The following is a 24,490-nucleotide window of genomic DNA, read 5'->3' on the forward strand; positions in this document are numbered from 1 at the left end:
CCTCAGCACCTCGCCCATCCGGCCGTCTCGGTCCACGCCGTCGGCGGTGACGACGGATCGACGTGGTCTATCCCGCCCCACGAGAGCGCGGCACCACCAGGCCGGTTTCGTACGCGGTGACGACCGCCTGGGTCCTGTCACGCAGCCCCAGCTTGCCCAGCACGCGGCTGACGTGGGTCTTCACCGTCTCCTCCGTGACCGTCAACCGGCCTGCGATCTCCGGATTGGACAGACCCTCGGCGATGAGCCGCAGGACCTGCGTCTCGCGAGGGGTGAGCGCGGCGAGCGCGGCGGTCGAGGACGCGTCCGGCTTGGGGCGCAGCAGGGCGAACTCGCTGATGAGGCGGCGGGTCACCGCGGGGGCCAGGAGCGCTTCGCCGACGGCGATGACCCGCACCGCGTCGAAGAGCCGTTCGGCGGTGACGTCCTTGAGCAGGAATCCGCTGGCCCCGGCGCGGAGCGCGTCGTAGACGTACTCGTCCAGGTCGAAGGTGGTCAAGATGAGGACGCGCGGTCCCGCGGTCGTGGACCCGGCGAGCCGCCTGGTGGCTTCGATGCCGTCCACGCCGGGCATGCGGACGTCCATGAGGACGACGTCGGGGGACACCTCGCGGCAGATCCGTACGGCCTCGGCCCCGTCTGAGGCGGTTCCGACGACGGTGAAGTCCGGTTGGGTGCCGAGCAGTTCGGCGAATCCGGTGCGTACCACCGGGTGATCGTCGACGACGACGACCCGTACCGGCGCGGACTGAGCGCTCATCCGGCCGTCTCGTCCTTTCCCGGCAGGCGGGCCTCCACGAGGAAGCCCCCGCCGGTGGCGGGGCCGGTGCGCAGCGTGCCGCCGACGGCCGCGGCGCGTTCTCGCATGCCGGACACCCCATGACCGTCGACGGGCATCGCTGTGGAGGGGCCGGGGCCGTTGTCGCGGATGAGCAGCCGCAGGGCGTCACCGGTGTAGTGCAGTTCCACGTCGACGGCGGCACCCCGCGCGTGCCGCCGGGCGTTGGTGAGGGCTTCCTGGACGATGCGGTAGGCCGCGAGCTCGACGCCGGGGTCGAGCGTGACCGGCCGACCGCGCAGGATGAGCCGGGTGCCGGTTCCCGACGCGTCCCGTGCCTCGTCGAGCAGCTCGTTGAGCTCCCGCAGGCGCAGGCCCGGCTGGGGTTGCCTGTCGGCCGCGTCCGTCTTCGCGTCCTCACGCAGCACGCCGAGCAGCCGCCGCATCTCCGTCAGCGCCGCGCGGGCGGTGTCGCCTATGGCCGACAGCCGCTCCGCTCCCGCGGCCGGCATGCCGGGGACGGCCAGCCGCGCCGTCTCCGCCTGCACGGACACCATGGAAATGTGGTGGGCGACGACATCGTGCAGCTCACGGGCGATGCGAGCGCGTTCGCCGCGCGCGGTGTGCTCCAGCAGGCTGCCGGCGATGACCTGCTGGGCGGCCGCGTTCTCCACTGCCTGGCAGTGCGCCCGCCGTGCGATCCCGGCCAAGGCCGCCGCCGGGGCGAAGCAGGCCAGCAGCAGGATGAGGATCCGTACCTCCCCGGTAGCCGGGTCGGCCAGCGCCAGCAACGGGAACGGGGCGGCGAGAAGTAAGGCCAGTGACAGCGATCCGTTACGGCCGAGCCGGTACCCGGCGATCAGTTGTGCGCCCACACCCGCAACGGTCAGCGTCTGGAAGGCCGCGAGCGACAGCAAGCCGGTCGCGGAGACGACCACGGCGGCCGCGGCCGGCTGCGCCCACAGGAGCGCGATGGGCAGCGTGGTGGCAAGGCCGAGCAGTCCGAACACCACCAAGAAGAGCGCGCCGTCCGTACGCTCGGCCGGCGGCATGTTCCCGGCATGAACGATCGCCTCGCCCACCGGCGCGCTGACGACATGCCCGAATGGATACGTCGCCGGCGTGCCCCGAGCCTGGGCGATCGACTCGGCGAGCGCGAGCAACGCCAGCACCACGCCGGCGACGACGGGCGCATGGGGAACCGCCGCGATGCGCCGCCGGCCGGCGGCCCAACCGCCGCCCCGGTCGTGCGCTCTGTCCACAGAGGCAATTGTCGCGGTCGGCCCGTGTTCCGGCATCCCTCGCGTGAGGGATGGGATGTCCCTTGTGCCAGCGATCGAGAAGATCGCTCCACGGCGTGACGACCGGGCGTCCCGCCGCTGCCTAATCTGCCTGGCATGGAAGCGACCATCGAAGTCACCGGTCTGCGCAAGCGATTCGGCCAGATCATGGCCCTGGACGGGATGTCCTTCACCGTGATGCCTGGGCAGGTCACCGGCTTCGTCGGCCCCAACGGGGCGGGCAAGTCCACCACGATGCGGGTGATCCTCGGCCTGGACGCGGCCGACGAGGGCCGCGCGTTGGTGAGCGGCCGGCCGTACCAGAGCCTGCGGAACCCGCTCAGCCAGGTCGGGGCGCTGCTGGACGCCAACGCGCTGCAGCCGAGCCGCACGGCACGCGACCACCTGCTGTGGCTGGCCCACTCCCAGGGCCTGAGCGCCAAGCGGGTGGACGAGGTGATCGAGCAGGCCGGGCTGGGATCCGCGGCCCGGCGGAAGGCGGGCGGCTACTCCCTGGGCATGCGGCAGCGGCTCGGGATCGCCGCGGCGCTGCTCGGCGACCCGCCGGTCCTCATGCTCGACGAGCCGTTCAACGGCCTGGATCCCGAGGGCATCGTGTGGATACGCCGCTTCCTGCGGTCGCTGGCCGCCGAGGGGCGTGCCGTCCTGGTGTCCAGCCACCTGATGGGCGAACTCCAGGACGCCGCGGGCCATCTCGTGGTGGTGGGCCGTGGCCGGGTCGTCGCCGACACCAGCGTGGCCGATCTGATCGCGACGGCGTCCAGCGATCAGGTGACGTTGCGCACCACGGCGCGATCGGAGGCGATGACGGTGCTGGCGCACGCCGGCGCGACCGTGGCCGCCACCGACCGCGACACGCTGACCGTGTCGGGGCTGGCGGCGGAGCGGATCGTGGCCCTGCTCAGCGAGAAGGCGGTGCCGTTCTCCGAGGTGGCGGCCCACCGCGCGACACTCGAGGAGGCCTACCTGGACCTCACCCGGGACGCGGTCGAGTTCCGCGCCGCCGCGGGTCCGCGGGCCACGGGACAGGAGGCGGCACGATGACCACCGCCACCGGCACCCCGTACCGGTCGGCCCTGCCACCCGGGCGCGACCGCTTCGCCCACCTGCTGCGCTCGGAGTGGACCAAGTTCCGGACGGTCCGCGGCTGGGTGATCACTACGACGATCGCCGCGCTGGTCGTCGCGCTGCTCGGGCTGCTCTTCGCGTCGGGCAGTCGCAGCACGTGCGGCATCGGTCCGATCGAGGTCGCCTGCCCCACTCCGCCAGTGGGGCCGGACGGCGAAGCGGTGGATGACACCTTCTACTTCGTGCACCGGTCGCTGACCGGAGACGGCGACATCACCGTCCGTCTGACCTCGATGACCGGCATCATCACCTACCCCCCGCCCGACCACGACGAGATCGTCCCCGGCCTGGTGCCGTGGGCGAAGGCCGGGGTCATCGTCAAGGACGGCACCCGGGAGGGGTCGGCCTACGCGGCGCTGATGGCCACCGCCCGCCACGGGGTGCGGATGCAGCACAACTTCACCCACGACACGGCCGGTCGCCCGGGCGTCGTCTCCCCGGCGTCCCCGCGCTGGCTGCGGCTGACGCGCTCCGGCGACACGCTGACCGGCTACGAGTCCGCCGACGGCACGCGCTGGACCAAGGTCGGCACGGCTCGCCTGGCCGGGCTGCCGGCCACCGTGCAGGTCGGGCTCTTCGTCGCCTCTCCTGGCGATCTGACGGTGAAGCAGGGCAGTCTGGGCGGGAGCATCGAGCAGGTTCGCTTCACCCAGGCCACCGCCGTCTTCGACCACCTCAGCCTGCGGGGGGCGACGTCCCCCGGTGAGTGGAGCCGGCAGGGGGTGGGCCGCACCGGAGACACCGACTGGGAGCGTTACCACCGTCCGGCCGGGCTGGAGGAGTCCGGAGGCACGTTCACCGTGACCGGCTCCGGCGACATGGCGCCGTCCGTGGACGGTCATCAGATCGAGCGGCTCCTCACCGGCGCGCTGGCGGGGCTGATCGTGGTGATCGTGGTGGCGGTGATGTTCGTCACCGCGGAGTACCGCCGGGGCCTGATCCGGACCACCCTGCTCGCCGGCCCCCGGCGAGGCCGGATGCCGGTGGCGAAGGCCGTCGTGATCGCCGCGGTGGTCTTCGTCGCCGGACTGGCCGCCGCCACGGTCACGGTCGTTTTCGGCAGGCGGATCCTGGTGGCCAACGGCAACCACGTCCTCCCGATGTCCTGGCTCACCGAAGTGCGCGTCATCGCCGGCACAGCCGCGCTGTTCGCCTTCACCGCCGTCTTCGCCCTCGCCCTCGGTGCCCTGTTCCGGCGCGGCGTCGCGGCGGTCATCACCGCCATGGTGACGATCGTCGTTCCGTTCATCCTCGCGACCGCGTCCGTCCTGCCCGACGGTGCGGCGCAGTGGCTGCTACGGCTCACCCCGGCCGCCGGCTTCGCGATCCAGCAGACCATGCCTCAGTACGCCCACGTGCTCCGCCATTACGTGCCGGCGGCGGGCTACTACCCCCTGGCGCCGTGGGCCGGTCTGGCGGTGCTGGGCGGGTACGCCGCGCTCGCCCTCGGTCTGGCGGTCTTCCGGGTGCGCCGGAGGGACGCGTGAGGCGGGAACTGCACGCGGAGTGGACCAAGCTGCGCACCCTGAGGGGTACCGGCCCGCTGCTGCTCGCGCTCGTCACGCTGACCGTCGCCGTGAGCGCCCTGGCAGCGGGCGCCGTCTCCTGCCCGCCGACGGGCTGCGACCACGACCCCGTCAGGCTCAGCCTCTTCGGCGTCCAGGTGGGCCAGGCGATCGTCGCCGTCCTGGCCGTGCCGACGATCAGCGGTGAGTACGGCACCGGCATGATCCGCACCACCCTGGCGGCGATGCCGCGCCGGACCACCGTCCTGGCCGCCAAGGCGGCCATCCTCGCCGGCCTGACGCTGGTCGCCGGGACCATCGCGGTGCTCGCGTCCGTGCTGGCCGGGCGGCTCGTCCTGCCCGGCAACGGCTTCACCCCCGCGCACGGGCACCTGTTGCCGTCCCTGGCCGACGGGCCGACGCTCCGTGCGGCCGCAGGCTCGGTGCTCTACCTCGCGCTGATCGCCCTGCTCAGCCTCGGCATCGCCACCGCCGTACGGGACTCCGCCGCGGCCATCGGGGTGGTGCTGGGCCTGCTCTATCTCCTTCCACTCATGGGCCTCGTGGTCTCCGATCCGGACTGGCAGCGGCTGCTGTGGCGGATCTCGCCGATGAGCGCGGGGCTCGCCATCCAGGCCACCAAGAATCTCGCCACCCTGCCCCTCACCCCCTGGGCGGGCCTCGGTGTGCTCGCCGCATGGGCCGCCGCGGCCCTCCTGGGCGGTGGGCTGTCGCTACGGCTGCGCGACGCGTGAGCCGCGCCCTATGATCATCATTCGAACCTGTGTACGAGTCTGTGGATACTGTGGATAACTTTCCCGGATCCCTGAAAGGTGTTTCGCGTCCGAGGGGCGGGAACCGGTCGAAATCCAGACTCGCTGCCAGTTTGATGTATTTCATGTAAAACCAGTAGGAAATATTGACTTAGCCCGTGCGGGATCATAGATTCGCACCTATGAGCCAGGGCCTTTACCTGACCACGCGCCCGCATGTCGACTTCGGTCACGTCGCCAGCGCACAGTGTCGTTGATCACGGATCAGTAGCAGCCGTTCCCCGTCACGAAGGCGTACCACTTCAGCTCGCCCTTCGTGCTCCCCGCGTGGCCGATGGAGCCACGCGGTTCCGGCGCACCCTTCCCGGCATGCCGCTCGCGGCGAGACGTCTTGCGCGCATGCCTCCCCCGTGAGGACAATCTGTGATCAAGTTCAGACAAGCCCTGCTGCCCGTGCTGCTCGCGGCCACGGTGGCCGCCTGCGGTTCGGCCGAAGGCTCGGCCGGATCCGGTGGGCAGGAGGTGACCGAGCTGCGCTACCAGGGCAGCGTCGGCGCCGTGACCTTCCCCGAACTGGCCGAGGCGCTCGGCTACCTCGGTGACGTCAAGCTCAAGTGGGTGGGCAACACCACCAGCGGCCCGCAGGACATCCAGTCGGCCGCGACCGGCCAGACCGACTTCGGCGGGGCCTTCAACGGCGCCATCATCAAGCTGAAGGCGGCCGGAGCGCCGATCAAGGCGGTCGTCGGCTACTACGGGTCCGACGAGAAGAGCTTCAACGGCTACTACGTGACCGAGGGCAGCCCGATCAGGACCGCCCGCGACCTCATCGGCAAGAAGGTAGGCGTCAACACGCTCGGCGCCCACCACGAGGCGGTCATCAAGGAGTACCTCAAGCGTGAAGGGCTGACGCCCGAGGAGATCAAGCAGGTCGAGCTCGTCGTCATCCCACCCGTCAACACCGAGCAGGCCCTGCGTCAAGGTCAGTTGGACGTCGGCACCCTCGGCGGGATCCTCAAGGACAAGGCCCTGGAGCGCGGTGGCCTGCGGCCGCTGTTCACCGACGTCGGCCTGTTCGGCCCGTTCACCGCCGGCTCCATCGTGCTGCGCGAGGACTTCATCGCCAAGAACCCCGCCACCACCAAGACATTCGTCCAGGCCTTCGCCAAGGCCGTCGCCTGGACCCAGACGCACTCCGCCAAGGAGGTCGTGGCCAGGTTCCAGCAGATCATCGCCGAGCGCGGGCGCAGCGAGGACGCGACCGCGGTGGCGTTCTGGAAGAGTGCGGGAATCGCAGGGCGGGGCGGGGTGATCGCCGCCAAGGAGTTCACGACCTGGACCGACTGGCTGGAGCGCGAGGGCGAGCTCAAGCCGGGACGGCTCAGGGTGCAAGACCTCTACACCAACGAGTTCAACCCCTACGCGAAGGGGAACACGTCATGACCATCGCACCGGGCCAGACCGTCACCCGGACGAAGATCGGTATCCGCGGCGTCAGCAAGGTGTTCCAGGTCCGGGGTGCCGACCAGCCGTTCACCGCGCTGGACCGGATCCACCTCGACATCCGCGGCGGGGAGTTCCTGACCCTCGTCGGGCCCAGCGGTTGTGGGAAGTCCACGTTGCTGGACATGATCGCCGGTCTGTCGGTCCCGAGCTCTGGGGAGATCGTCATCGACGGGACACCCGTCACCGGTCCGGGGCTGGATCGAGGGATCGTCTTCCAGCAGTACGCGCTCTTCCCCTGGCGCACCGCCGCGGGCAACGTCGAGTTCGGCCTTGAGGCGCTGGGGACCCGGCGGAGCGGGAAGAGGGGCGCCGTACCGAAGAAGGAACGGGCGGAGGTGGCGCGGCACTATCTCGATCTGGTCGGGCTGAGCGGGTTCGAGGATCGCTACCCGCATGAGCTGTCCGGTGGCATGCGCCAGCGCGTCGCCATCGCCCGCAGCCTCGCCTTCGACCCCGACGTGCTGCTCATGGACGAGCCGTTCGCCGCCTTGGACGCCCAGACGCGGGAATCGCTCCAGGAGCAACTGCTGCACATCTGGGAGAAGACCGGTAAGACGGTCGTCTTCATCACCCATGGCATCGACGAGGCCGTCTACCTCGGCCAGCGGGTGGCCGTCATGACGTCCAAGCCCGGCCGGATCAAGGAGATCATCAGCGTCGAGTTCGACTCCCGCGAGGGTGATCTGCGGGCCGACGCCCGGTTCGGCGAGTACCGCCACCACATCTGGACCCTGCTGCGCGACGAGGTCGCCGCGGCCCAGCGAGAGGAGGCGAACTCCGTTGGCTGATCCAGGCGTCACCCGTACGGCCGCGCCCTCGCCGGAGAGGGATGACGACGAGGACCTGTTCCTCGGCGACAAGCACTGGTACGACCTTCCCGACGACGACGCCGAGCCGGAGGAGGCCGTTGGGCCCGTCCACCGGCGACGGTTCTGGCGCGCGGTGGCCCGCGGCGCGTCGAGGGTGGCGGGGAAGTCGGCGGCGATCCTCCTGCTCCTGGCACTCTGGGAGACGCTGCCCAGGATCGGCGTGGTGGACCGGGTGTTCGTGCCTCCGCTGTCGGAGGACCTGGTGGCCTGGTACGAGCTCCTCACCGGCGGTCAGCTCGCCGAGCACTTCCAGGCCTCGCTGATCCGCTCCTTGGCCGGATTCGCGCTGGCCATCGTACTGGCGATCCCGCTGGGACTGGCGATCGGCTGGTACAAGCCCATCGCCGACTTCCTCAGCCCCGTTCTCGAACTGTTCCGCAACACCTCCGCCGTGGCGTTGCTGCCGGTGTTCACGCTGATCCTCGGCATCGGCGAGGCCACGAAGATCACCTTTGTCCTGTATGCCTGCTCCTGGCCCATCCTGCTCAACACGATCAGCGGGGTGAAGACCGTGGAGCCGCTGCTGATCAAGTCGGCCAGGTCGATGGGACTGGGCCCGGCCAGGCTCTTCCAGAAGGTGATCCTGCCCGCGGCCGTGCCGACCATCTTCACCGGTGTCCGGCTGGCCGGGGCCTACTCCATCCTCGTCCTGCTGTTCGCCGAGATGGTCGGCGCCAAGGCCGGGCTCGGCTACCTGATCCAGGCCTCGCAGTCGAGCTTCCGCATCCACGACATGTACGCCGGAATCATCACGATCTCCGCCATCGGCCTGTTGTTCAACCAGCTCCTGGTCACTGTGGAGCGTCGATTCTCCACCTGGAGGACCTCATGACCACTCGCAAGCTGCATCTGAACGCCTTCCTCATGGGCGTGGGCCACCACGAGGCCGCCTGGCGCCACCCGCGCACCGACCCTTCCCGGCTGACCGACGTGCGGCACTACCAGCAACTGGCCCGGATCGCCGAGCGAGGCAAGCTCGACTCGGTCTTCCTCGCCGACGGTCTCGCCCTGTGGGGCAACGTCCGGCACAACGCGCTGGGCGGGCTCGAACCACTGACGCTGCTGTCCGCGCTGGCCGTGGTGACCGACCACGTCGGCCTGATCGCGACCGTCTCCACCACCTACAACGAGCCGTACCACGTGGCCCGCAAGTTCGCCTCCCTCGACCACATCAGCGGCGGACGGGCCGGCTGGAACATCGTCACCTCGGCCGGCGAGGCGGAGGCGCACAACTTCGGCATCGAGCGCCCGCCGCACGCCACTCGCTATGCCAGGGCGGACGAGTTCCTGGACGTCGTCACCAGGCTCTGGGACAGCTGGGAGGACGACGCGATCCTGAGGGACCGCGCGAGCGGCGTCTACGCCGACACCGGCAAGATCCACCCCCTCGAGCACTCGGGCGAGCATTTTCAGGTCCGGGGCCCGCTCAACACCTCCCGCCCCCCGCAGGGCCACCCCCTGTTGGTCCAGGCCGGATCCTCCGAGGACGGCAAGGAGTTCGCCGCCCGCCACGCCGAGGCCGTCTTCACCGCCCAGCAGACACTGGGGGAAGGTCAGGACTTCTACGCCGATCTCAAGAGCCGCCTCGCCAGGTATGGCAGGCGGCACGACGAGCTGCTCGTGCTGCCGGGCATCTCGCCGATCATCGGCTCCACCGAGCGGGAGGCGCTGCGCCTGGAGAAGGAGCTGGAGGATCTCATCATCCCCGCCTACGGCCTGGCCCAGCTCTCTCACATGATCGGCGTCGAGCTGCCGGAGAGCGCGCTCGACCAGCCGCTGCCCGACATTCCCGTCGAGACCGAAGGGGCGCAGAGCCGTCGCAAGCTCGTCGTCGACCTCGCCAGACGCGAGGGCCTGACCGTGCGGGGGCTCCTCGGCCGCCTGGCAGGAGGCCGCGGCCACCGGGTGGTCGCCGGAACACCCGAGCAGATCGCCGACCAGCTCCAGGAGTGGTTCCTCAACGGCGCCGCTGACGGGTTCAACATCATGCCGCCGGTCCTGCCCGGCGGCCTGGAGCACTTCGTCGACCACGTCGTGCCGGAACTGCAGCTCAGGGGCCTGTTCCGGACCGAGTACGAGGGCCGCACGCTACGCGAGAACTACGGCCTCGCCAGACCCGCCTCCCGCCACGACCTGCCGGCGAGCGAGGAGCTCGACGTGGTGGTGGCCTCATGAACCCCGTCCACGAGGTCCTGGCCTCATGAGCCTCGTCACCGTGGGGACGGCGCATGCATGACCGACACGCCGCTCGATCGTACGTCTGACCGGGAAACCGTTGACGCCCCGGCCGCCTTCCGGCGGCCGGGGCGTGGCGCGAGGTCGTCAGGCCGCGACGGGTGAGTACTCCGAGGCGTCGCCGGCCAGCACGGTGCTGGGCCGGCCGTCGACGCCGACGGGGACGTCCCCGGCGATGGTCACCCGGTGCAGGCGACGCGGCTGGTCACCGAAGTCGTGCACCACGCGATGCTGGGTGGCGCGGTTGTCCCAGATGGCCACATCGCCCGGGGCCCAACGCCAGCGGACGGTGTTCTCCACCTGTGTGACCTGGTCCTGAACCAGACGGATGATCGAGGCGGAGGTCTGTGCGGACAGCCCCACCAGGCGCTTGGCGAAGTCGCCCAGCAGGATCGACCGTTCACCGGTCTCGGGATGCACGCGCACCACCGGATGTTCGGTCTCGAACACCGTGGAGGCGAAGATCTCGGCGTACTCGCGGGCCCGCTCGGGGTCGTCCGAGGAGGCCACGCGCGTGTAGTCGTACTGGTTGGTGTGTACGGCACGCAACCGGTCGAGCAGCTCGCGAAGCTCGGCGGGAAGGTACTCGTAGGCGGCCACAGTGTTGGCCCACAAGGTGTCGCCTCCCGCCAACGGGACGGTCACGGCGCGCAGGACGGACGCCAGTGGCGGCCGATCGACGAAGGTGACGTCGGTGTGCCACCGGTCGACCTTCTGGCCGTTTCGGTAGTCCAGGTCGAGGATGTGCGCGTTGTCATAGAGAGCCGGAACGGTGGGATGCGCGGCGGTCGGCTCGCCGAGCGACCGGGCGAAGGCCACCTGGCTCTGCTCGTCGAGGTGCTCCTGGCCGCGGAAGAAGACCACCTTGTGGCGGAGCAGGGCGCTGCGGAGGTCGGCGATGACGTCGGCGGACAGGCCTCCGCCGAGCCGCACGCCGGTGATCTCGGCGCCTATGCGGCCCGCTACGGGGGTGATGTGCAGGGTTGACATTGGGTTCGTCCTTCCGAAGGGAGATGGGTCGGTTTTCGGAAGGAGGGACACAGTGCGCTGGCCACGCGGCAGAAGTCCACGTGACCTCGGATGGTCAGAGTCGTGGGGGTCACGCTGCCAACGTAGGTCGGTGGCCAGAAGAAAGTCAACACAATTGGTAGGGAATAGGGGTTAATCCGAATCGGCGTGCTCGTGGGATCGTGCGGCGCGCTCTCCCTGGTGGCATGACCCGGAGTTGACAGCAATCTATGTATTACCTACCTTTTTGATAGGTAAAGCGAGAGTCATGCGCCATACCCGACACGAGAGGCTGAGCGATGTCCGTCGAGCTCATCGGTATGGGCGGCACCGGCCCTTGCTCGCAGGCGTTCCCGGCGGAAGTCCTTCCGGAAAGAGCCCTGACATGAGAGCGACCGCGAAGGCCGTCCCGCATACCGCCGAGGAGCGGTCGTTCGCCGAGTTCGCCGGCCGTCACAGGGCGGTGTACCTCCCCACCGGCTATGCGGCGGACCTTCCGCTGGAACGGGTGCCCGAGCGGGAGCCGCTGATCGTCCGTGAGATGGGATCGGCCTTCGTCGACCTGCTGGCGCCGCTCACCTCGGGTCGCGGCGGCCGGTTCATTCCGGATCGCCAGGGAGAACAGGTCTACCTGCCGAGCGGTGGAGAGCCGCTGTTCTACGTGGGATCACGCAGGGGTGTGCCGCACCACGCCATGACCGGGTACACCCTCGGGGGAGCGCCGCCTCCGGTGCCGCGATTCCTCACCGCGCGGACCCTTCCCGAAGGGCCGTGCGACTTCCGGCGGGACCTGTGGCCGGTGGTCGCCAGGGAACTGGCCTACGCCTACTACCACGAGTTGTTCACCGCCCACCCGTCACGGACCCGCCTTCCCTGGGCGGAGTTCGAAGCCGCGTTCGCCGTGCAGGAGTGGGGTGGCACGGCGGTGCGCGCACTGATCAGGAAGGCCGTGCCACGCTATGCCGACCGGTTGAACCTCGACCGCCTGGATCGTCCGTTGCACGGGATCCGGTTCGGGGATCTGGCCGGGCTGCAGCGGTGGATGCACGGCTACCTGGCCGCCGACCTGGAGCGGCGTGCCGATCCGGCGCACAGCGCCGATCTGGCCATGATCCACGGGTTGCTCGCCGTCCAATCGGTACTGGCGCCCGAGGCCGGATTCCGGGACTTCTTCGATCTGGTCGCCGGTGGTCCGCCGGCGCCGCGCATAGCGGAGTTGCGGGCGCTGGCGAGAGCGGGCGTGGTCACCTTCCTCGGGGCGAACCTCCAGGTCCAGCCGGACGAGAGAACCGGCAGGTGGCGGGCGAGCGGCCCGACCGTACCCGGGGTGGTCGAGGCGCGGACGCTGGTCGAGGCGCGATGGCCCACGCCGAGCGGGCGCCGCGGCGCCGGACTCTTCGAGCACGCCGGCGGCGTGCCCGTGTCCGTGCACGCGGAGGCGGCGGGTGCGCGCATTCGCGCCGCCGCATGAGCGAGTGCTTTACCCCTAATTCCGACGAGTTTACTATGGAATGCCTCGGGGTCACTGTCAGACCACACGTGAGAGGTCGGAGATGAGCGAGACCGAAGCGGTCCGCCGCGAGGAGCCACCCGCGCAGCCCGGCGGCCGGACATGGGCGATCAACGAGGACTGGGCGGCCACGATCATCGGGCTCGCGCTGCTCGTGCTGGTGATCACCGGTGTGATCCCCGTAGGGCTGGTGCCGTGATGGCCGGCGAGGAAACGGGCGTCACCGCGCCCACGGGGGGAGTCCCACCCGAACCCACGCACGGAGCCACGACCACGGACACCGTCACCGGCCGGCCGCCGGACGCGACGTGGCCGTGGGCACTGGCGGGACTGGTGTTGGTGCTCGCGCTGGCCGCGGTCACCCGCGTGCTGGACAAGAACGTGCCGGACCTGCTGGAGGGCACCGCTCTGGAGGACCTCGGCGCCGCGATCGAGTACCCGGTGTACGCGATCGTGCTGGGCCTGCTGGGCAACGCCATCGTCACCGCGACCGGGCTTCGCGACCGCCTCTCCGGGGGGTTCCGTACGGAGTTCTTCATCAAGACCGGCCTGGTCCTGCTGGGCGCCTCGATCAACCTCAAGGTGATCGTCACGGCGGCGGGGCCGGCCATCATCCAGGCCATCGTGCTGATCAGCGCGGTGTTCCTGTTCACCTGGTGGCTGGGTGGCAGGCTCGGCCTGGACGACAAGCTACGCGCGCTGCTGTCGGCGGCGGTGTCGATCTGCGGGGTGAGCGCGGCCATCGCCGCGGCCGGAGCCGTACAGGCGAAGCGGGAACAACTCGCCTACAGCGCCAGCCTGGTGATCGCCTTCGCGCTTCCATCGATCTTCGTCCTGCCATGGCTCGCCACGGTGCTCCGGCTCAGCCCGGAGGTGGCCGGGGCCTGGATCGGCGGCAACATCGACACCACGGCGGCGGTAACGGCGGCCGGGGCCGTCGTCGGTGAGGAGGCCCTCCAGGTGGCCACCATCGTGAAGGTCACCCAGAACGCCCTCATGGGCGTGGTGGCCATCGCGCTGACCGCGTACTTCGCCTTCAAGGTCGAGCGCCGCCCGGACGCCCGCCGTCCCGGCCTCGGCGACCTGTGGAACCGCTTCCCCAAGTTCGTGCTCGGGTTCGTCGCCGCGTCGGTGATCGCCACCTGGTGGCTCACCACGGTGAGCGCGGCCACCGGCAAGGCGACCATCGGCGTGGCCAACGACCTGCGCGTCTGGTTCCTGATCCTGGCCTTCGTCAGCATCGGCCTGGAGTTCCGCGTGGCCTCGCTGAAGGAGGCGGGCTGGCGGCCGGTCGGCGTCTTCGCCGCCGCGACGGCGGTCAACCTCGTCCTCGCCCTGGGGCTGGCGGCCCTGCTGTTCAGCGGGTTCTCCGTCACGTAGCGGACGGAGGGGCACCACGGCGAACGCGGCACGAACGCGGCACGAACGCGGCACGAACGCGGCACGAACGCGGCACCAACGCGGCACGAACGCGTCAGCCACGCCAGGCGGCGGCCTCGATGAGGCGCGGTGCGAGTGCCGCCGCCTGGGCGCGGATCTCCGGGATCGCGGTCGTCTCGTACAGGCTGCCGCGAAGCGGGGGGCCCAGCGTGTAGATCCGGGACTGCGGTCTCCCCGTCGCGTCCAGCACCGCGCCATAAGGGTCGGCCTCCAGCCCGAGCCGTAGTCGATCCGGCCGGGCCAGGCCCCCCGCGACCAGACCCGTCACGAGCGGGTCGGCGTCGATGCGAGACCCGGGCCCGGTGGCGTTGACCAGCCAGCCGACATCGAGATCCTGACCGGTGTCATCGGCGGCCACGTGGACACGCAGCCCGGCGGGCCCGATGGCGGCCCTGACGACCTGGCCGCGGAGCACGCGCAGGCGGCCCGCGGCCCGCAGGCCGGCGACGCGAGCGGCCGTCGCAGGAGGGATCCGGTGCCGGTGGACCTCCCAGTAGCGCGCGGCCAGGCTCAGGAACCGCTGCTGCTCGGCTGGAGAGAGGCGGGCCCACAGCCGCTGGACCTGCGGTCGCAGGCCGTCCACCACGCCGGGCCAGTCGCCCTCGTTGTCCTTCACGGCGGATCGCACGGCTCGCAAGAGGTCGCCCAGCCCCAGCGGCCCATCCGGGATCGACACCGGGACCGCAGGCGGCACGGGCTGCGGCTGTGGCTGCGGCAGCAGGGCGTGCCGTGACACCGCGTACACGACCGTGTCCGGATGTGCGCGGGTCACGGTGATCGCGACGTCCACCATGGTCAGGCCCGTGCCCAGCACGAGCACCGGAGCGCCGTCGCGGATCCGGGTCAGCGCGTTCGGCGCCCATGGATCGGCGATGTGACGGGGGCTCTCGATATCGGCGATCCGCGACCAGGTGGCCGGCGGGCCGTTGCCGAGAGCCAGGACGACGGCGTCGGCGTCGACCTGCCTGCGGTCGGAAAGATGGACCCGCGGACCTGGATCCCGGCTCAGGGCGCTCGCCGTACCTGTCACCTTCCGCAGCACGCGGGCAGGTCGATCTTCGGCTTCGGCCAGCGTGTCGCGCAGGTAGCGCCCGTACGCCTCTCTCGGCAGGTAGTCGGAACCGTCGACGGCCAGGCCGTTGTCGTGGGCCCACCGCAGCAGATGGCCGGGATCGTCGTCGAGCGCGCTCATCTTGGCGGCACAGGCGTTCAGGAGATGGCATGGATCGGTGGTCGAGTACGCCTGTCCCGTCGCGTGCCGTCCGTGCTGGTCGATCAGTACGATTTCCAGCGGGATGGCGCGTGCCCGCGCCTCGCGGAGGAGATGGACCGCCGCCAAGGTGCCGCTCGCGCCGCCACCTACCACGATGACCGATGGAGAATCTGCCACGTGACCAGCATAACCCTCTATTCCTATAGGGAAAGTAGGTCATGTGAACTCCACACTCTGACGGCCGTTGTGCACGGCTCCCGGATACGGCGGCCGGTCTGGCCGCCGGACGGCGTGGTGATGGACTCCTGACCTTCCGGTTACCGTCGCCGAGGCATCTTCCGTCGTCTCAGGCCGGTAGGAGGTGTGAAGGTGGACCGATCGTCTTTGGCTTTGTCATCCTTCGTCCGCCCGTACGCCGCGCTGGTCGCGGTCGCCGCGCTGACAACTGGAGTGAACGCGACCGGCACGAGCACGACCGGCACGAGCACGACCGGCACGAGCACGACCGGCACGAGCGCGGCCGGCACGAGCACGGCCGGCACGAGGTCCACGCAGGTCCCTGCCGGTGCGGATCCCCTGAACCGACCCCGTGGAGGCATCTCGCCCTGGCTGATGTGGCGGGTCACGGCGGCTCTCCGCGGCCAGGATGGGCGCCGAGCTCACCGGGCGGGAGCCGCCGTGCTTCCGCGGACGATGAGATCGGTGGTCAGGATGAGGCGGCTGTGCGGCAGGGGCTCCCCGCGGGTCAGCGTGACCACCATGGATGCGGCGGCCATGCCCATCTCGCGGAGCGGCTGGCGGATGGTGGTCAGCGGAGGGGTCACCCACTGCGCCGGCGTCAGATCGTCGAAGCCGACCACGCTGACGTCGTCGGGAACCCGCAGGCCCATCCTGGCCACGGCCTGGTAGACGCCCATGGCCTGTCCGTCGTTGGACGCGAAGATCGCGGTCGGGGGCTCCGGGCGGGCCAGTAGCGACAGGGTGTGCTCGATGCCGTCCTCGAGAAGGAACTCGGCCTCGCACACCATCGATGGATCCACCGGCACACCCGCCTGGTCCATCGCCGCGCGGTATCCGTCGAGCCGTGCTCTCGCCGAGAGCAGATGCGGAGGCCCGGTGATGATGGCGATGCGCCGATGTCCCAGTCCGAGCAGGTGACGCGTCGCCGTGAGTCCGCCGCTCCAGTTGCCGGCACCCACAGAAGGCACCTCGTGACCCGGCTCGCCGGTCGGGTCCACCAGGACCAAGGGGATGTTACGGGTGCGCAACCGCTCCCGCTGCTCGCCGGTGAAGCCGGAGAACACGGCGATCAACCCAGATGGCCGGCGGCGGACGACGCCTTCGAACCATCCGGGATCCGCGATCTGCCGGCCCTGTAGTTGGGAGAGCACCAGGGAAAGCTGGTGCTCTCGCGCCACCGACTCCACACCATTGATGATCTCCATGGCGTAGCCCGACGCGGGTTCCAGCTCGTGGAAAACGAGTTCGACCATCGAGGTCCGGCCCGCCGGCTTTCTCTGGCGCCGGTAGCCGTGCTCCTCGATGATCTTTTCGACGTTCGCGCGGGTGCCCGGAGAGACTTCGGACTTGCCACTGACGACCTTGGACACCGTCGAGATCGATACCTCGGCCAGCGCGGCGATCTGCGCGATGGTCAGGGGCGAGGGGTGTTCGGCCGTGTGTGAAGCAGATTCCCGCGAAGCGGTCATGGCAGCAGCTTAACCGCCATGACCCCGCATTCCGGTGATCGTCGTACCGCCCGCGGCATCCGCCGGCGCCCGGCTCGGCAAGCTCTTCACCCCGCTGGCCCAGCCCGCGCACGTGTGACGGCTCCGCGACCGCCGTCCCTCGATTCGTGGGCGGCACGGTCGCGTTTCACGACGTGGAGGCCGTCTGGTCAAGCTCGGCGATCAGTTTCTCGATGCGGCCCCGAATCTCGTCGCGGATCGGGCGTACGGCCTCGATGCCCAGACCCGCGGGGTCCTCCACCCGCCAGTCCTCATACCGTTTGCCAGGGAAGATCGGACAGGCGTCCCCACAGCCCATCGTGATCACAACGTCGGAGGCCTGCACCGCCTCGGTGGTCAACACCTTCGGCTGCTCTCCCGCGAGGTCGACGCCGACCTCGGCCATCGCCTCAACGGCCACCGTGTTGATCTGCCCGGCCGGGACGGAGCCCGCGGAGCGGACCTCGATGCGGCCACCTGCCAGGTGAGCGAGCCAGCCGGCGGCCATCTGGGAGCGTCCGGCGTTGTGCACGCAGACGAAGAGAACGCTCGGCTTGTGACTCATTGCCGTCACTTGGTCCTTTCCTGGTCGACGGGCACGTCATCGCGTCATACGTCATCGCGTCATAGGTGTTCGGCGGCTTCGGTGAGCTGATCAGCCGAGCGGGCGGTAAGGCCGAACAGGCCATGCACCAGTACGAGGCCGATCGCTCCGCCGGCCGGCTGGGCGACGACGAAGCCGGGCACCGAGGCGGGCGCGATGCCGGCGAAGGTGTCGGAGAACGCGCGGCCGACGGTCACGGCGGGGACCGGCCCGAGTATGACGATCAAGACGCCGAGGCCGACCACGGTGGCAATGGAGTTCTGCGGCAGGTGCAGGCCCACATCGTGCGGTGACAGCGTCTGCGCCATGATCCCGGAACCGACGACCACGGTCACCAGCGGGGCGGTGCCGACGAACTCGGCCGGCGCGCACCGAGGGAGCGCGATCACTCCACCACTCTGGTGAGGATGCGCGTCCAGACTTTCATGACCTGCCCTTATCGAAGTATGTCTAAGTCGGCAGCCGTCAATATAGGCGTATTCCGATACCGATGAGGTGGCCTGGAGGTGAACCTCAGGTGTCCGGCGTCCCTGGCGGGTGGGTCTGTCCGACGACGTGATCGGGTCAGGCCGACGGTCAGAGCTCTGAGCGTTTGGTCAACCTGTTTTGGCCCTCCCGGCACACCCGTTTGATTGGGGTACCCGGTTGATGCCCACCCGGGTGGGGGGCCCATCGGGAGGCGGGAGTAGGGGGTTCCCGGAGCAAGGGGGAAGCCGGGCTTCACGGACGAAGGAGTCCTGCGCCGTCACGGACAGGGACAGCATTCTCTGGATGGAGGAGTCCGACGCCGTCATGGACGTGGTTGATCGATTGGTGGACGCCCTCCCGTCACCCGTTTGATTGGGGCACCCGGTTGATGCCCACCCGGGTGGGGGGTCGACCGAGAGGCGGGAGTGGGGGGCTCCCGAGCAGGGGGCCCGGCCTTTACGGACGGAGGAGTCCGTGCGGTCATGGACAAGGATGGCGCCTTTGGGACGCGGGGTCCTGCGTCGGCACGGACAACACTGCGTCTCTGGAGCCGGGGGTCCTGCGCTGTTACGGATAAGGACTGCGTCGTTGGGACGGGGTAGTTCCGCGTCGGCACGGATAACACTGCGTCTTTGGAGCCGGGGGTCCTGCGCTGTTACGGATAACACTGCGTGTCTGGAGCCGGGGAGTCCTGCGCTGTCATGAACAAGGACTGCGTCTTCGGGAGGGGGGTCCTGCGTCGGCACGGACAACACTGCGTCTTTGGAACCGGGGAGTCCTGCGCCGCCACGGACAAGGACTGCGCCTTTGGGACCGAGGAACTCGCACCCTCACGGACAGGGACTGCGATTGATCCCAACCTGGGTGGGCGACACCCGGGTACCCCGATCAAATGGGTGCCGGGAGGGCCTCTCCTTAATTTGATCAAACACCCAGACCCTGCATCTACCCGGGCGCCAAAGCATCGACCCTCGCCTAAGGAAGCCCGCCAGAGTCGCCCTCGTCCAGGAAGGTCCACAGCCTGCCTCATCCACCGGCGACCCCGGCTTGCCTCTTTCACCGGCGACCCGGCTTGCCTCTTCACCGGCGACCCCGTTCGCCGGTGACCCCGGCGTGCCTGGCCTCCCCCGTTCGCCGGTGACCCCGGCGTGCCTGGCCTCCCCCGTTCGCCGGTGACCCCGGCGTGCCTGGTCGTCGATGGTCCTTGACCCGGGTGGGCGACACCCGGGTACCCCGATCAATGGGTGCCGGGAGGGCCTCTCGTTGTTTGATCACCACTCCAACCATGCCCCGATGCCACCCACCCCAGGCCCCAGAGCACCGACCCCCACCTAAGGAAGCCCGCCCGCGTCGGCCCGTCCAGCGCTGTAGGCGCGCGGGTGGTGATCGAGGTAGGTAGGGTCGGGGCACCGAGAAGGGCTGGAGACGCGATGGCCGACGCCGATGGACGGGAACTGAGGTTACGCACGTACTGGGACCGTCAGGCCGTGACCTACGACCGGCAGATGGCGTTCGCGGAGCGACGTTTCTTCGGCGACACCCGCGAGTGGCTCTGCCGGCAGGCTTCCGGTGAGGTGCTGGAAGTCGCGATCGGCACCGGCCTGAACCTCCAGCACTACCCGGACGGTGTGCGGCTGACCGGCGTGGAGTGGAGCGAGGCGATGCTCGCGGTGGCCAGGCGCCGCGCCAAGGTGCTCGGCGTGCCGGCCGACTTACGGCAGGCCGACGCGCAGGCCCTGCCCTTCCCCGACGCGAGCTTCGACACGGTGGTCTGCACGTTCTCGCTGTGCGCGATCCCCGACGAGTCTCGCGCGCTCACCGAAATGCACCGCGTGCTGCGGCCGGGCGGCCTGCTGCTACTGGCCGACCACGTCGCCTCGTCCTCCTGGCCGATCCGGGTGCTGCAGGCGGCGGCCGACCTGGTGAGCGTTCCGTTGCAGGGTGAGCACTTCCGCCGTCGCCCGCTGCCGCTGGTCCGCGCCATGGGGCTGGCCGTGGAACGGCACGACCGTTTCAAACTCGGCATGATCGAACGCCTGACCGCCCGCAAAACCTAAGAGCCCCCAGGTGTACGTCAAGGACGCTGAGGGTCACGCCGACGTTCCCGGAACCGTCATGCGCTGGGAGACGGTGCTGCGGCGGGATCGCTCAGCGCCTGTTGCAGAGAGGTGTAGGTGGGGATCAGGTCGGCGATGCCGAGGAGGAACAGCAGGCGGGCTACCGCGCCGCCTGGGGTGGGGAGCACCAAGCGTAATTGGGCTCCGAGCTCGTAAGCGTGCTCGTGGGAGCGGATCAGGGCGCGCAGGCCGGTGCAGTCACAGAAACGAGTATGGCTCAGATTCACCACCACGCCGTGGCCGCTGCGTTCCAGCAGTCTTTCCAGGTGGTAGGCCAACCGCCCGCTGGTGGCGACGTCGATTTCCCCGGATACCGCGAGGATCACCCAGCCGGTGTCGGCGTGTTGCAACTCGATCAGCGATACACCGGTCACCGAACGCAGCCTCCGCTTGGCAGTATCGAACCGCGGCCGCGTCTCTGGACCAGGCCCCCAATGTACCCCTCCTCGGGAGGCCTGGCCGAGTGTGGCAGGAAAGCGGACCCGGCCGGTGCTCCTTTCCCTTATGACAGTCGGCGCTCCTATCCCTTATGACAGGCTGTCGAGCCAGGCGCGGTGCAGGTCGGCGAATTGGCCGGCTTCGGTGATGAGGCGGTCAGGGGGGCCGTCCTCCACGACGCGGCCGGCGTCCATGACGAGCACCCGTTCGGCGATCTCGACGGTGGACAGGCGGTGGGCGATGATCAGGGCGGTGCGGCCGGTGAGGACGGTGCGCAGGGCGCGCTGGACGAGTCGCTCGCTGGGGACGTCAAGGCTGGAAGTGGCCTCGTCGAGGATCACCAGGGCCGGGTCGGCGAGGAAGACCCGCGCGAACGCCACGAGCTGCCGTTGCCCGGCCGACATGCGACCACCGCGCTTGCCGACCTGGGTCTGGTACCCGTCCGGCAGCGCCGCGATGAACTCGTGGGCGCCGATCGCTCGGGCCGCCTCCTCGATCTGGTCCGGGGTGGCGTCTGGGCGGCCGAACCTGATGTTGTCCGCCACAGTGCCGGTGAACAGGAAGTTCTCCTGCGTCACCGTCACCACGGCCCGGCGCAGCGTGGCCTCGTCGAGGTCGCGCAGGTCGATGCCGTCGAGCAGGACGCGGCCTGCCGTCGGGTCGTAGAAGCGCGCCATCAGTTTCGCCACCGTCGTCTTGCCCGCGCCGGTCGCGCCGACCAGTGCGACGATCTGCCCGGGGGGTATGTCCAGATCCAGCCGGGGCAGGACCGGCACGCCGTCGATGTAGGAGAACTCGGCCCCCTCGAACCGCACCGCCCCGCGGGGACGCGGAAGCGGCGTCGGATGGTCGGGCTCGGCCACCTCGGGCCGCTCCTCCAGCACGCCGGAGAGGTTCGAGAGCGCCGCGCCGGCCGACTGGAGCGTGTTGTAGAACTGGGAGATCTCCTGCATCGGCTCGTAGAACTGCCGCAGGTACAGCAGGAACGCGGCGAGCACCCCCACCGTGACCGCGTGGTGGAGCGCGAGCCAGCCGCCGTACAGCAGGACGGCCGCGACCGTGAGGTTGCCGATCAGCTTGATGCCCGGCATGAAGACCGCGACGAGGTGCATGCTGCGCGCGCTGGCGTCACGGTAGCCGGTGTTGAGCTCCTGGAAGATCTCCTGGTTGCGCGGCTCCCTGCGGAACGCCTGGACCGCCCTGATCCCGGTCATCGACTCCACGAAATGGACGATGACCAGCGCGACCGCCTCGCGGGTCCGGCGGTAGACGATGCTCGACTCACGCCGGAACCACCGGGTGAACAGCAGCAGGATCGGCAGCGGCACCAGCGCGACCGCGCCGAGCGGCAGGTCGAGCACGAGGAGCAGGACCGCGGTGCCGAACATGGTGAGGACGGCGGTGACGATGCTGTCGAAGCCCGACTGCAGCATCTCGGCGATCGCGTCGATGTCAGAGGTGAGCCGGGCGATGACCCGCCCCGAGGTGTACCGCTCGTGGAACGCCAGCGACAACCGCTGGAAGTGGTCGAAGACGCGGCGGCGCAGCTCCAGCAGGATCTGCTGCCCGATCCGCCCGGATATCTGGAGGAACACCTGACGGGTGAACGCCTGGGTCAGCGCTGCGGCCAGGATCGCCGCGACGGACACGAGCAGCGTCTTCGTGCCCTCGTGCCGCAGCATCGGCGGGATGCCGGAGTCGATGGCGACCTTCACCAGGTACGGGATCGCGAGACCGGCGGCGTTCGAGACCACGATGACCGAGATCAGCAGGGCGATGGCCCGCCGGTGGGGGCGCAGCAGGTCGCCGAGCAGCCGCCGGGACCGCGCCCGCAGCAGCACCGACACCTTGTCCGGCAGTTCGTCCTGCTTTTCGGCGGCGACGCCACGCCAGCGTCCCGGTTCGACGGCCGCTCTCGCTTGCGTGCCGTCGTTAGCGTCATTCGCTTGCGCGCCGTCGTTAGCGTCATTCGCTTGCGCGCCGTCCTCCGTGTCAGTGGCCGGGTGACTCATCGCAGCGCCTCCTCGTGGTCGAAGTCGGCGTCCTGCGCCAGGAGTTCGCGGTATTCGGGGACCTGCGACAGCAGCTCTTGGTGCAGGCCAAGGTGTGTGATGGTGCCGTCGCGGAGCAGCGCGACCTTGTCGGCGAGCAGCACGGTGGACGCGCGATGCGCCACGACCAGGCCGGTCGCGTCGGCGAGCACCCCGCGCAGCGCCTGCTCGACCAGGGCCTCGGTCTCGACGTCGAGGGCCGAAAGGGTGTCATCCAGCACGAGGATCCTGGGCTTGCTGAGTACCGCGCGGGCCAGGGCGAGCCGCTGCCGCTGTCCGCCCGACAGTGACATGCCCTGCTCGCCGATCCGGGTGTCGAGCCCCCACGGAAGGTCGTAGGCGAAGGTGGCCTGGGCTGTTTCGAGCGCGTCGCGTAGTTCCTCCTCGGTCGCCTCGCCCCGGCCGAGTGTGAGGTTCTCCCGCACACTCATCGAGAACAGCGTCGGCTCCTCGAAGGCGGTGGCGACCATCGAGCGCAGTGATGGCAGCGTCAGGTCGCGGATGTCCCGCCCGTCGATCGTGACCCGACCTGTGGTGACGTCGGCCAGCCTCGGCACCAGCGCGGTCAGCGTCGTCTTGCCCGAGCCGGTGGCCCCGACGATCGCGACGGTCTCGCCCGGCCGCACCTCCAGCCAGACATCGCGCAGCACCGGCCGGTCGCCGCCGGGGAACCGGAAGCCGACGCCCTCGAACCGCAGGTGCCCGCGAGGATGCTCGATCACCTCGGTGCCGCCGACGATCTCCGGCTCGGTGTCGAGTACCTCCATGACCCGGTCGGCGGAGGTCATGGCCTCCTGTGCCATCGCGAGGATGTAGCCGAGCGACGCGATCGGCCACACGAGCTGGAGCATCAGCGTGATGAAGGCCACCAGGGTGCCGAGCGTCAGCGTTCCCGCACCAACGGCGAGCGCGCCGAGCAGGAGCACCATGGCGAGGGTGACATTGGGGATCAACTCCAAGAAGGTGAAGAAGCGGGACGCCAGCCGCACCTTGTCCATCGCGACCAGGTAGACCTTGCGTGCGGCGGCGTCGAACTCGGCGAACACATGCGGCCTGCGCCCGAACGCCTTGACCGTACGGATCCCGAGTGCCGCCTCCTCGACGTAGGTGGCGATGTCGCCCTGCATGTCCTGCATCTGGCGGGAGATCCGGCGGTACTGCTTCTCGAACCGCAGCGACACGGCGAAGATGGGCACCGCGGCTGCCACGATGAGCAGGGCGAGCGGCCAGTACATCCGCAGCAGCAGCACGGTCACAGTGACCAGCTGCACGATGTTCATGACGAGGAACAGCAGGCCGAACCCCGAGAACCGCCGGATGGTGGACAGGTCGGTCGTCGCGCGGGACAGCAGCTGGCCCGACTGCCAGTCGCCGTGAAAGCTCATCGGCAGCCGCTGCAGGTGCCGGTAGAGATCGTCGCGGATCGCCGTCTCCAGCCCGAGCACCGCCTTGGTCTGCGTCCATCGGCGTACGAAGATCAGGAACGCCTCGGTGGCGCCGAGGGCGAGCGCGAGCAGTCCGAGGGGGAGGAGGGCGTCGTCGCGGCCGTGGCTTACCGGGCCGTCGATGATCTCCTTGCCCACCAGGGGGATCGCGATGCTGGTGGCGAGGCCGGCCATGGTGGCGAGCCAGATGAGGACCAGGCGCAGGATGTACGGGCGGAGGTAGGGCGTGAGCCGCCGCAGCGACCGGGCTCTCCCGCTGCGCGGCTTTTCCAGGAAGTCAGGGGCAGGGTCGCCGTCGTTTCCGTCGGAAGCCATGAAAGAGGGCACTCCTTACGAGGTCGGCGCTGATGGGCGCGATGGACGGGGGCGGAGAG

Annotated in this window: 22 protein-coding genes; 11 read left to right on the plus strand and 11 right to left on the minus strand. The window is 69.7% G+C overall.

The window, feature by feature from the left end; all coding sequences use genetic code 11:
- Nucleotides 1–67: 67 nt before the first annotated feature.
- Complete coding sequence (locus ABD810_RS02855) at nt 68–760, minus strand: response regulator (RefSeq protein ID WP_344933804.1); 693 nt, start codon at nt 758–760, stop codon at nt 68–70.
- Complete coding sequence (locus ABD810_RS02860; protein ID WP_344933807.1) at nt 757–2,040, minus strand: sensor histidine kinase; 1,284 nt, start codon at nt 2,038–2,040, stop codon at nt 757–759. Before ABD810_RS02860 ends, ABD810_RS02855 begins: the two co-directional genes overlap by 4 nt.
- A gap of 135 nt (nt 2,041–2,175) precedes the next feature.
- On the opposite strand from ABD810_RS02860, the gene ABD810_RS02865 reads away from it, so the two are divergent.
- The 7 genes from ABD810_RS02865 (at nt 2,176) to ABD810_RS02895 (ending at nt 10,035) form a co-directional block, all read left to right on the plus strand.
- A complete protein-coding gene (locus ABD810_RS02865; RefSeq protein WP_344933809.1) occupies nt 2,176–3,123 on the plus strand; it encodes an ATP-binding cassette domain-containing protein in 948 nt (315 codons plus the stop codon).
- Nucleotides 3,120–4,694, plus strand: a complete 1,575-nt coding sequence (locus ABD810_RS02870; RefSeq protein WP_344933811.1) for an ABC transporter permease subunit — start codon at nt 3,120–3,122, stop codon at nt 4,692–4,694. The genes ABD810_RS02865 and ABD810_RS02870 overlap by 4 nt, the downstream gene beginning before the upstream one ends.
- Entirely contained in the window at nt 4,691–5,467 is a 777-nt protein-coding gene (locus ABD810_RS02875) for an ABC transporter permease (RefSeq protein ID WP_344933813.1), read from the plus strand. Before ABD810_RS02870 ends, ABD810_RS02875 begins: the two co-directional genes overlap by 4 nt.
- A gap of 441 nt (nt 5,468–5,908) precedes the next feature.
- Nucleotides 5,909–6,928, plus strand: coding sequence for an ABC transporter substrate-binding protein (locus tag ABD810_RS02880; protein WP_344933815.1), 1,020 nt, complete (start codon nt 5,909–5,911; stop codon nt 6,926–6,928).
- The gene (locus tag ABD810_RS02885) at nt 6,925–7,779 is read left to right on the plus strand and encodes an ABC transporter ATP-binding protein (protein ID WP_344933817.1); all 855 of its coding nucleotides are present in this window, start codon (nt 6,925–6,927) and stop codon (nt 7,777–7,779) included. The genes ABD810_RS02880 and ABD810_RS02885 overlap by 4 nt, the downstream gene beginning before the upstream one ends.
- Complete coding sequence (locus tag ABD810_RS02890; protein WP_344933819.1) at nt 7,772–8,692, plus strand: ABC transporter permease; 921 nt, start codon at nt 7,772–7,774, stop codon at nt 8,690–8,692. The genes ABD810_RS02885 and ABD810_RS02890 overlap by 8 nt, the downstream gene beginning before the upstream one ends.
- A complete protein-coding gene (locus tag ABD810_RS02895; RefSeq protein WP_344933821.1) occupies nt 8,689–10,035 on the plus strand; it encodes an LLM class flavin-dependent oxidoreductase in 1,347 nt (448 codons plus the stop codon). The genes ABD810_RS02890 and ABD810_RS02895 overlap by 4 nt, the downstream gene beginning before the upstream one ends.
- A 147-nt stretch (nt 10,036–10,182) precedes the next feature.
- On the opposite strand, the gene ABD810_RS02900 is transcribed toward ABD810_RS02895, so the two are convergent.
- Complete coding sequence (locus tag ABD810_RS02900) at nt 10,183–11,085, minus strand: TauD/TfdA dioxygenase family protein (protein WP_344933823.1); 903 nt, start codon at nt 11,083–11,085, stop codon at nt 10,183–10,185.
- Between the two features lie 403 nt (nt 11,086–11,488).
- On the opposite strand from ABD810_RS02900, the gene ABD810_RS02905 reads away from it, so the two are divergent.
- From ABD810_RS02905 to ABD810_RS02915, 3 genes are all read left to right on the plus strand, one after another.
- Nucleotides 11,489–12,574: a hypothetical protein gene (locus tag ABD810_RS02905; RefSeq protein WP_344933825.1), complete on the plus strand. Its 1,086-nt coding sequence runs from the start codon at nt 11,489–11,491 to the stop codon at nt 12,572–12,574.
- An 82-nt stretch (nt 12,575–12,656) separates the two neighbouring features.
- On the plus strand, nt 12,657–12,812 hold the full coding sequence (locus ABD810_RS02910; protein ID WP_344933828.1) for a hypothetical protein: 156 nt from the start codon (nt 12,657–12,659) through the stop codon (nt 12,810–12,812).
- Entirely contained in the window at nt 12,812–13,993 is a 1,182-nt protein-coding gene (locus tag ABD810_RS02915; RefSeq protein WP_344933831.1) for a YeiH family protein, read from the plus strand. Before ABD810_RS02910 ends, ABD810_RS02915 begins: the two co-directional genes overlap by 1 nt.
- A gap of 94 nt (nt 13,994–14,087) precedes the next feature.
- Here ABD810_RS02915 and ABD810_RS02920 read toward each other — a convergent pair whose 3' ends face one another.
- The 5 genes from ABD810_RS02920 to ABD810_RS02940 form a co-directional block, all read right to left on the minus strand.
- A complete protein-coding gene (locus tag ABD810_RS02920) occupies nt 14,088–15,443 on the minus strand; it encodes an FAD/NAD(P)-binding protein (protein WP_344933833.1) in 1,356 nt (451 codons plus the stop codon).
- Between the two features lie 140 nt (nt 15,444–15,583).
- Complete coding sequence (locus tag ABD810_RS02925) at nt 15,584–15,817, minus strand: hypothetical protein (RefSeq protein WP_344933837.1); 234 nt, start codon at nt 15,815–15,817, stop codon at nt 15,584–15,586.
- A gap of 108 nt (nt 15,818–15,925) precedes the next feature.
- Nucleotides 15,926–16,975: a LacI family DNA-binding transcriptional regulator gene (locus tag ABD810_RS02930; protein WP_344933839.1), complete on the minus strand. Its 1,050-nt coding sequence runs from the start codon at nt 16,973–16,975 to the stop codon at nt 15,926–15,928.
- A 166-nt stretch (nt 16,976–17,141) separates the two neighbouring features.
- Nucleotides 17,142–17,558: an arsenate reductase ArsC gene (locus ABD810_RS02935; protein WP_344933841.1), complete on the minus strand. Its 417-nt coding sequence runs from the start codon at nt 17,556–17,558 to the stop codon at nt 17,142–17,144.
- A 59-nt stretch (nt 17,559–17,617) separates the two neighbouring features.
- The gene (locus ABD810_RS02940) at nt 17,618–17,986 is read right to left on the minus strand and encodes an MIP/aquaporin family protein (RefSeq protein WP_344933843.1); all 369 of its coding nucleotides are present in this window, start codon (nt 17,984–17,986) and stop codon (nt 17,618–17,620) included.
- Between the two features lie 1,509 nt (nt 17,987–19,495).
- Between ABD810_RS02940 and ABD810_RS02945 the strand changes: the two genes are divergently transcribed.
- Nucleotides 19,496–20,122 (plus strand): class I SAM-dependent methyltransferase, encoded by a 627-nt coding sequence (locus ABD810_RS02945; RefSeq protein ID WP_344933845.1) that lies wholly within the window; start codon nt 19,496–19,498, stop codon nt 20,120–20,122.
- Nucleotides 20,123–20,178: 56 nt separating this feature from the next.
- Here ABD810_RS02945 and ABD810_RS02950 read toward each other — a convergent pair whose 3' ends face one another.
- From ABD810_RS02950 to ABD810_RS02960, 3 genes are all read right to left on the minus strand, one after another.
- Nucleotides 20,179–20,556 (minus strand): STAS domain-containing protein, encoded by a 378-nt coding sequence (locus ABD810_RS02950; RefSeq protein ID WP_344933847.1) that lies wholly within the window; start codon nt 20,554–20,556, stop codon nt 20,179–20,181.
- A 153-nt stretch (nt 20,557–20,709) separates the two neighbouring features.
- On the minus strand, nt 20,710–22,632 hold the full coding sequence (locus tag ABD810_RS02955; protein WP_344933848.1) for an ABC transporter ATP-binding protein: 1,923 nt from the start codon (nt 22,630–22,632) through the stop codon (nt 20,710–20,712).
- The gene (locus ABD810_RS02960) at nt 22,629–24,431 is read right to left on the minus strand and encodes an ABC transporter ATP-binding protein (RefSeq protein ID WP_344933849.1); all 1,803 of its coding nucleotides are present in this window, start codon (nt 24,429–24,431) and stop codon (nt 22,629–22,631) included. The genes ABD810_RS02955 and ABD810_RS02960 overlap by 4 nt, the downstream gene beginning before the upstream one ends.
- Between the last annotated feature and the right edge of the window lie 59 nt (nt 24,432–24,490).

Source organism: Sphaerisporangium flaviroseum (assembly GCF_039537005.1).
GTDB classification, from domain to species: domain Bacteria; phylum Actinomycetota; class Actinomycetes; order Streptosporangiales; family Streptosporangiaceae; genus Sphaerisporangium; species Sphaerisporangium flaviroseum.

Coding starts and splice junctions, on each gene's coding strand:
- ABD810_RS02870 (WP_344933811.1), top strand. CDS start 3,120: ATGACCACCGCCACCGGCACCCCGTACCGGTCGGCCCTGCCACCCGGG.
- ABD810_RS02905 (WP_344933825.1), top strand. CDS start 11,489: ATGAGAGCGACCGCGAAGGCCGTCCCGCATACCGCCGAGGAGCGGTCG.
- ABD810_RS02960 (WP_344933849.1), bottom strand. CDS start 24,431: ATGGCTTCCGACGGAAACGACGGCGACCCTGCCCCTGACTTCCTGGAA.
- ABD810_RS02945 (WP_344933845.1), top strand. CDS start 19,496: ATGGCCGACGCCGATGGACGGGAACTGAGGTTACGCACGTACTGGGAC.
- ABD810_RS02895 (WP_344933821.1), top strand. CDS start 8,689: ATGACCACTCGCAAGCTGCATCTGAACGCCTTCCTCATGGGCGTGGGC.
- ABD810_RS02865 (WP_344933809.1), top strand. CDS start 2,176: ATGGAAGCGACCATCGAAGTCACCGGTCTGCGCAAGCGATTCGGCCAG.
- ABD810_RS02855 (WP_344933804.1), bottom strand. CDS start 760: ATGAGCGCTCAGTCCGCGCCGGTACGGGTCGTCGTCGTCGACGATCAC.
- ABD810_RS02910 (WP_344933828.1), top strand. CDS start 12,657: ATGAGCGAGACCGAAGCGGTCCGCCGCGAGGAGCCACCCGCGCAGCCC.
- ABD810_RS02900 (WP_344933823.1), bottom strand. CDS start 11,085: ATGTCAACCCTGCACATCACCCCCGTAGCGGGCCGCATAGGCGCCGAG.
- ABD810_RS02915 (WP_344933831.1), top strand. CDS start 12,812: ATGGCCGGCGAGGAAACGGGCGTCACCGCGCCCACGGGGGGAGTCCCA.
- ABD810_RS02930 (WP_344933839.1), bottom strand. CDS start 16,975: ATGACCGCTTCGCGGGAATCTGCTTCACACACGGCCGAACACCCCTCG.
- ABD810_RS02955 (WP_344933848.1), bottom strand. CDS start 22,632: ATGAGTCACCCGGCCACTGACACGGAGGACGGCGCGCAAGCGAATGAC.
- ABD810_RS02885 (WP_344933817.1), top strand. CDS start 6,925: ATGACCATCGCACCGGGCCAGACCGTCACCCGGACGAAGATCGGTATC.
- ABD810_RS02935 (WP_344933841.1), bottom strand. CDS start 17,558: ATGAGTCACAAGCCGAGCGTTCTCTTCGTCTGCGTGCACAACGCCGGA.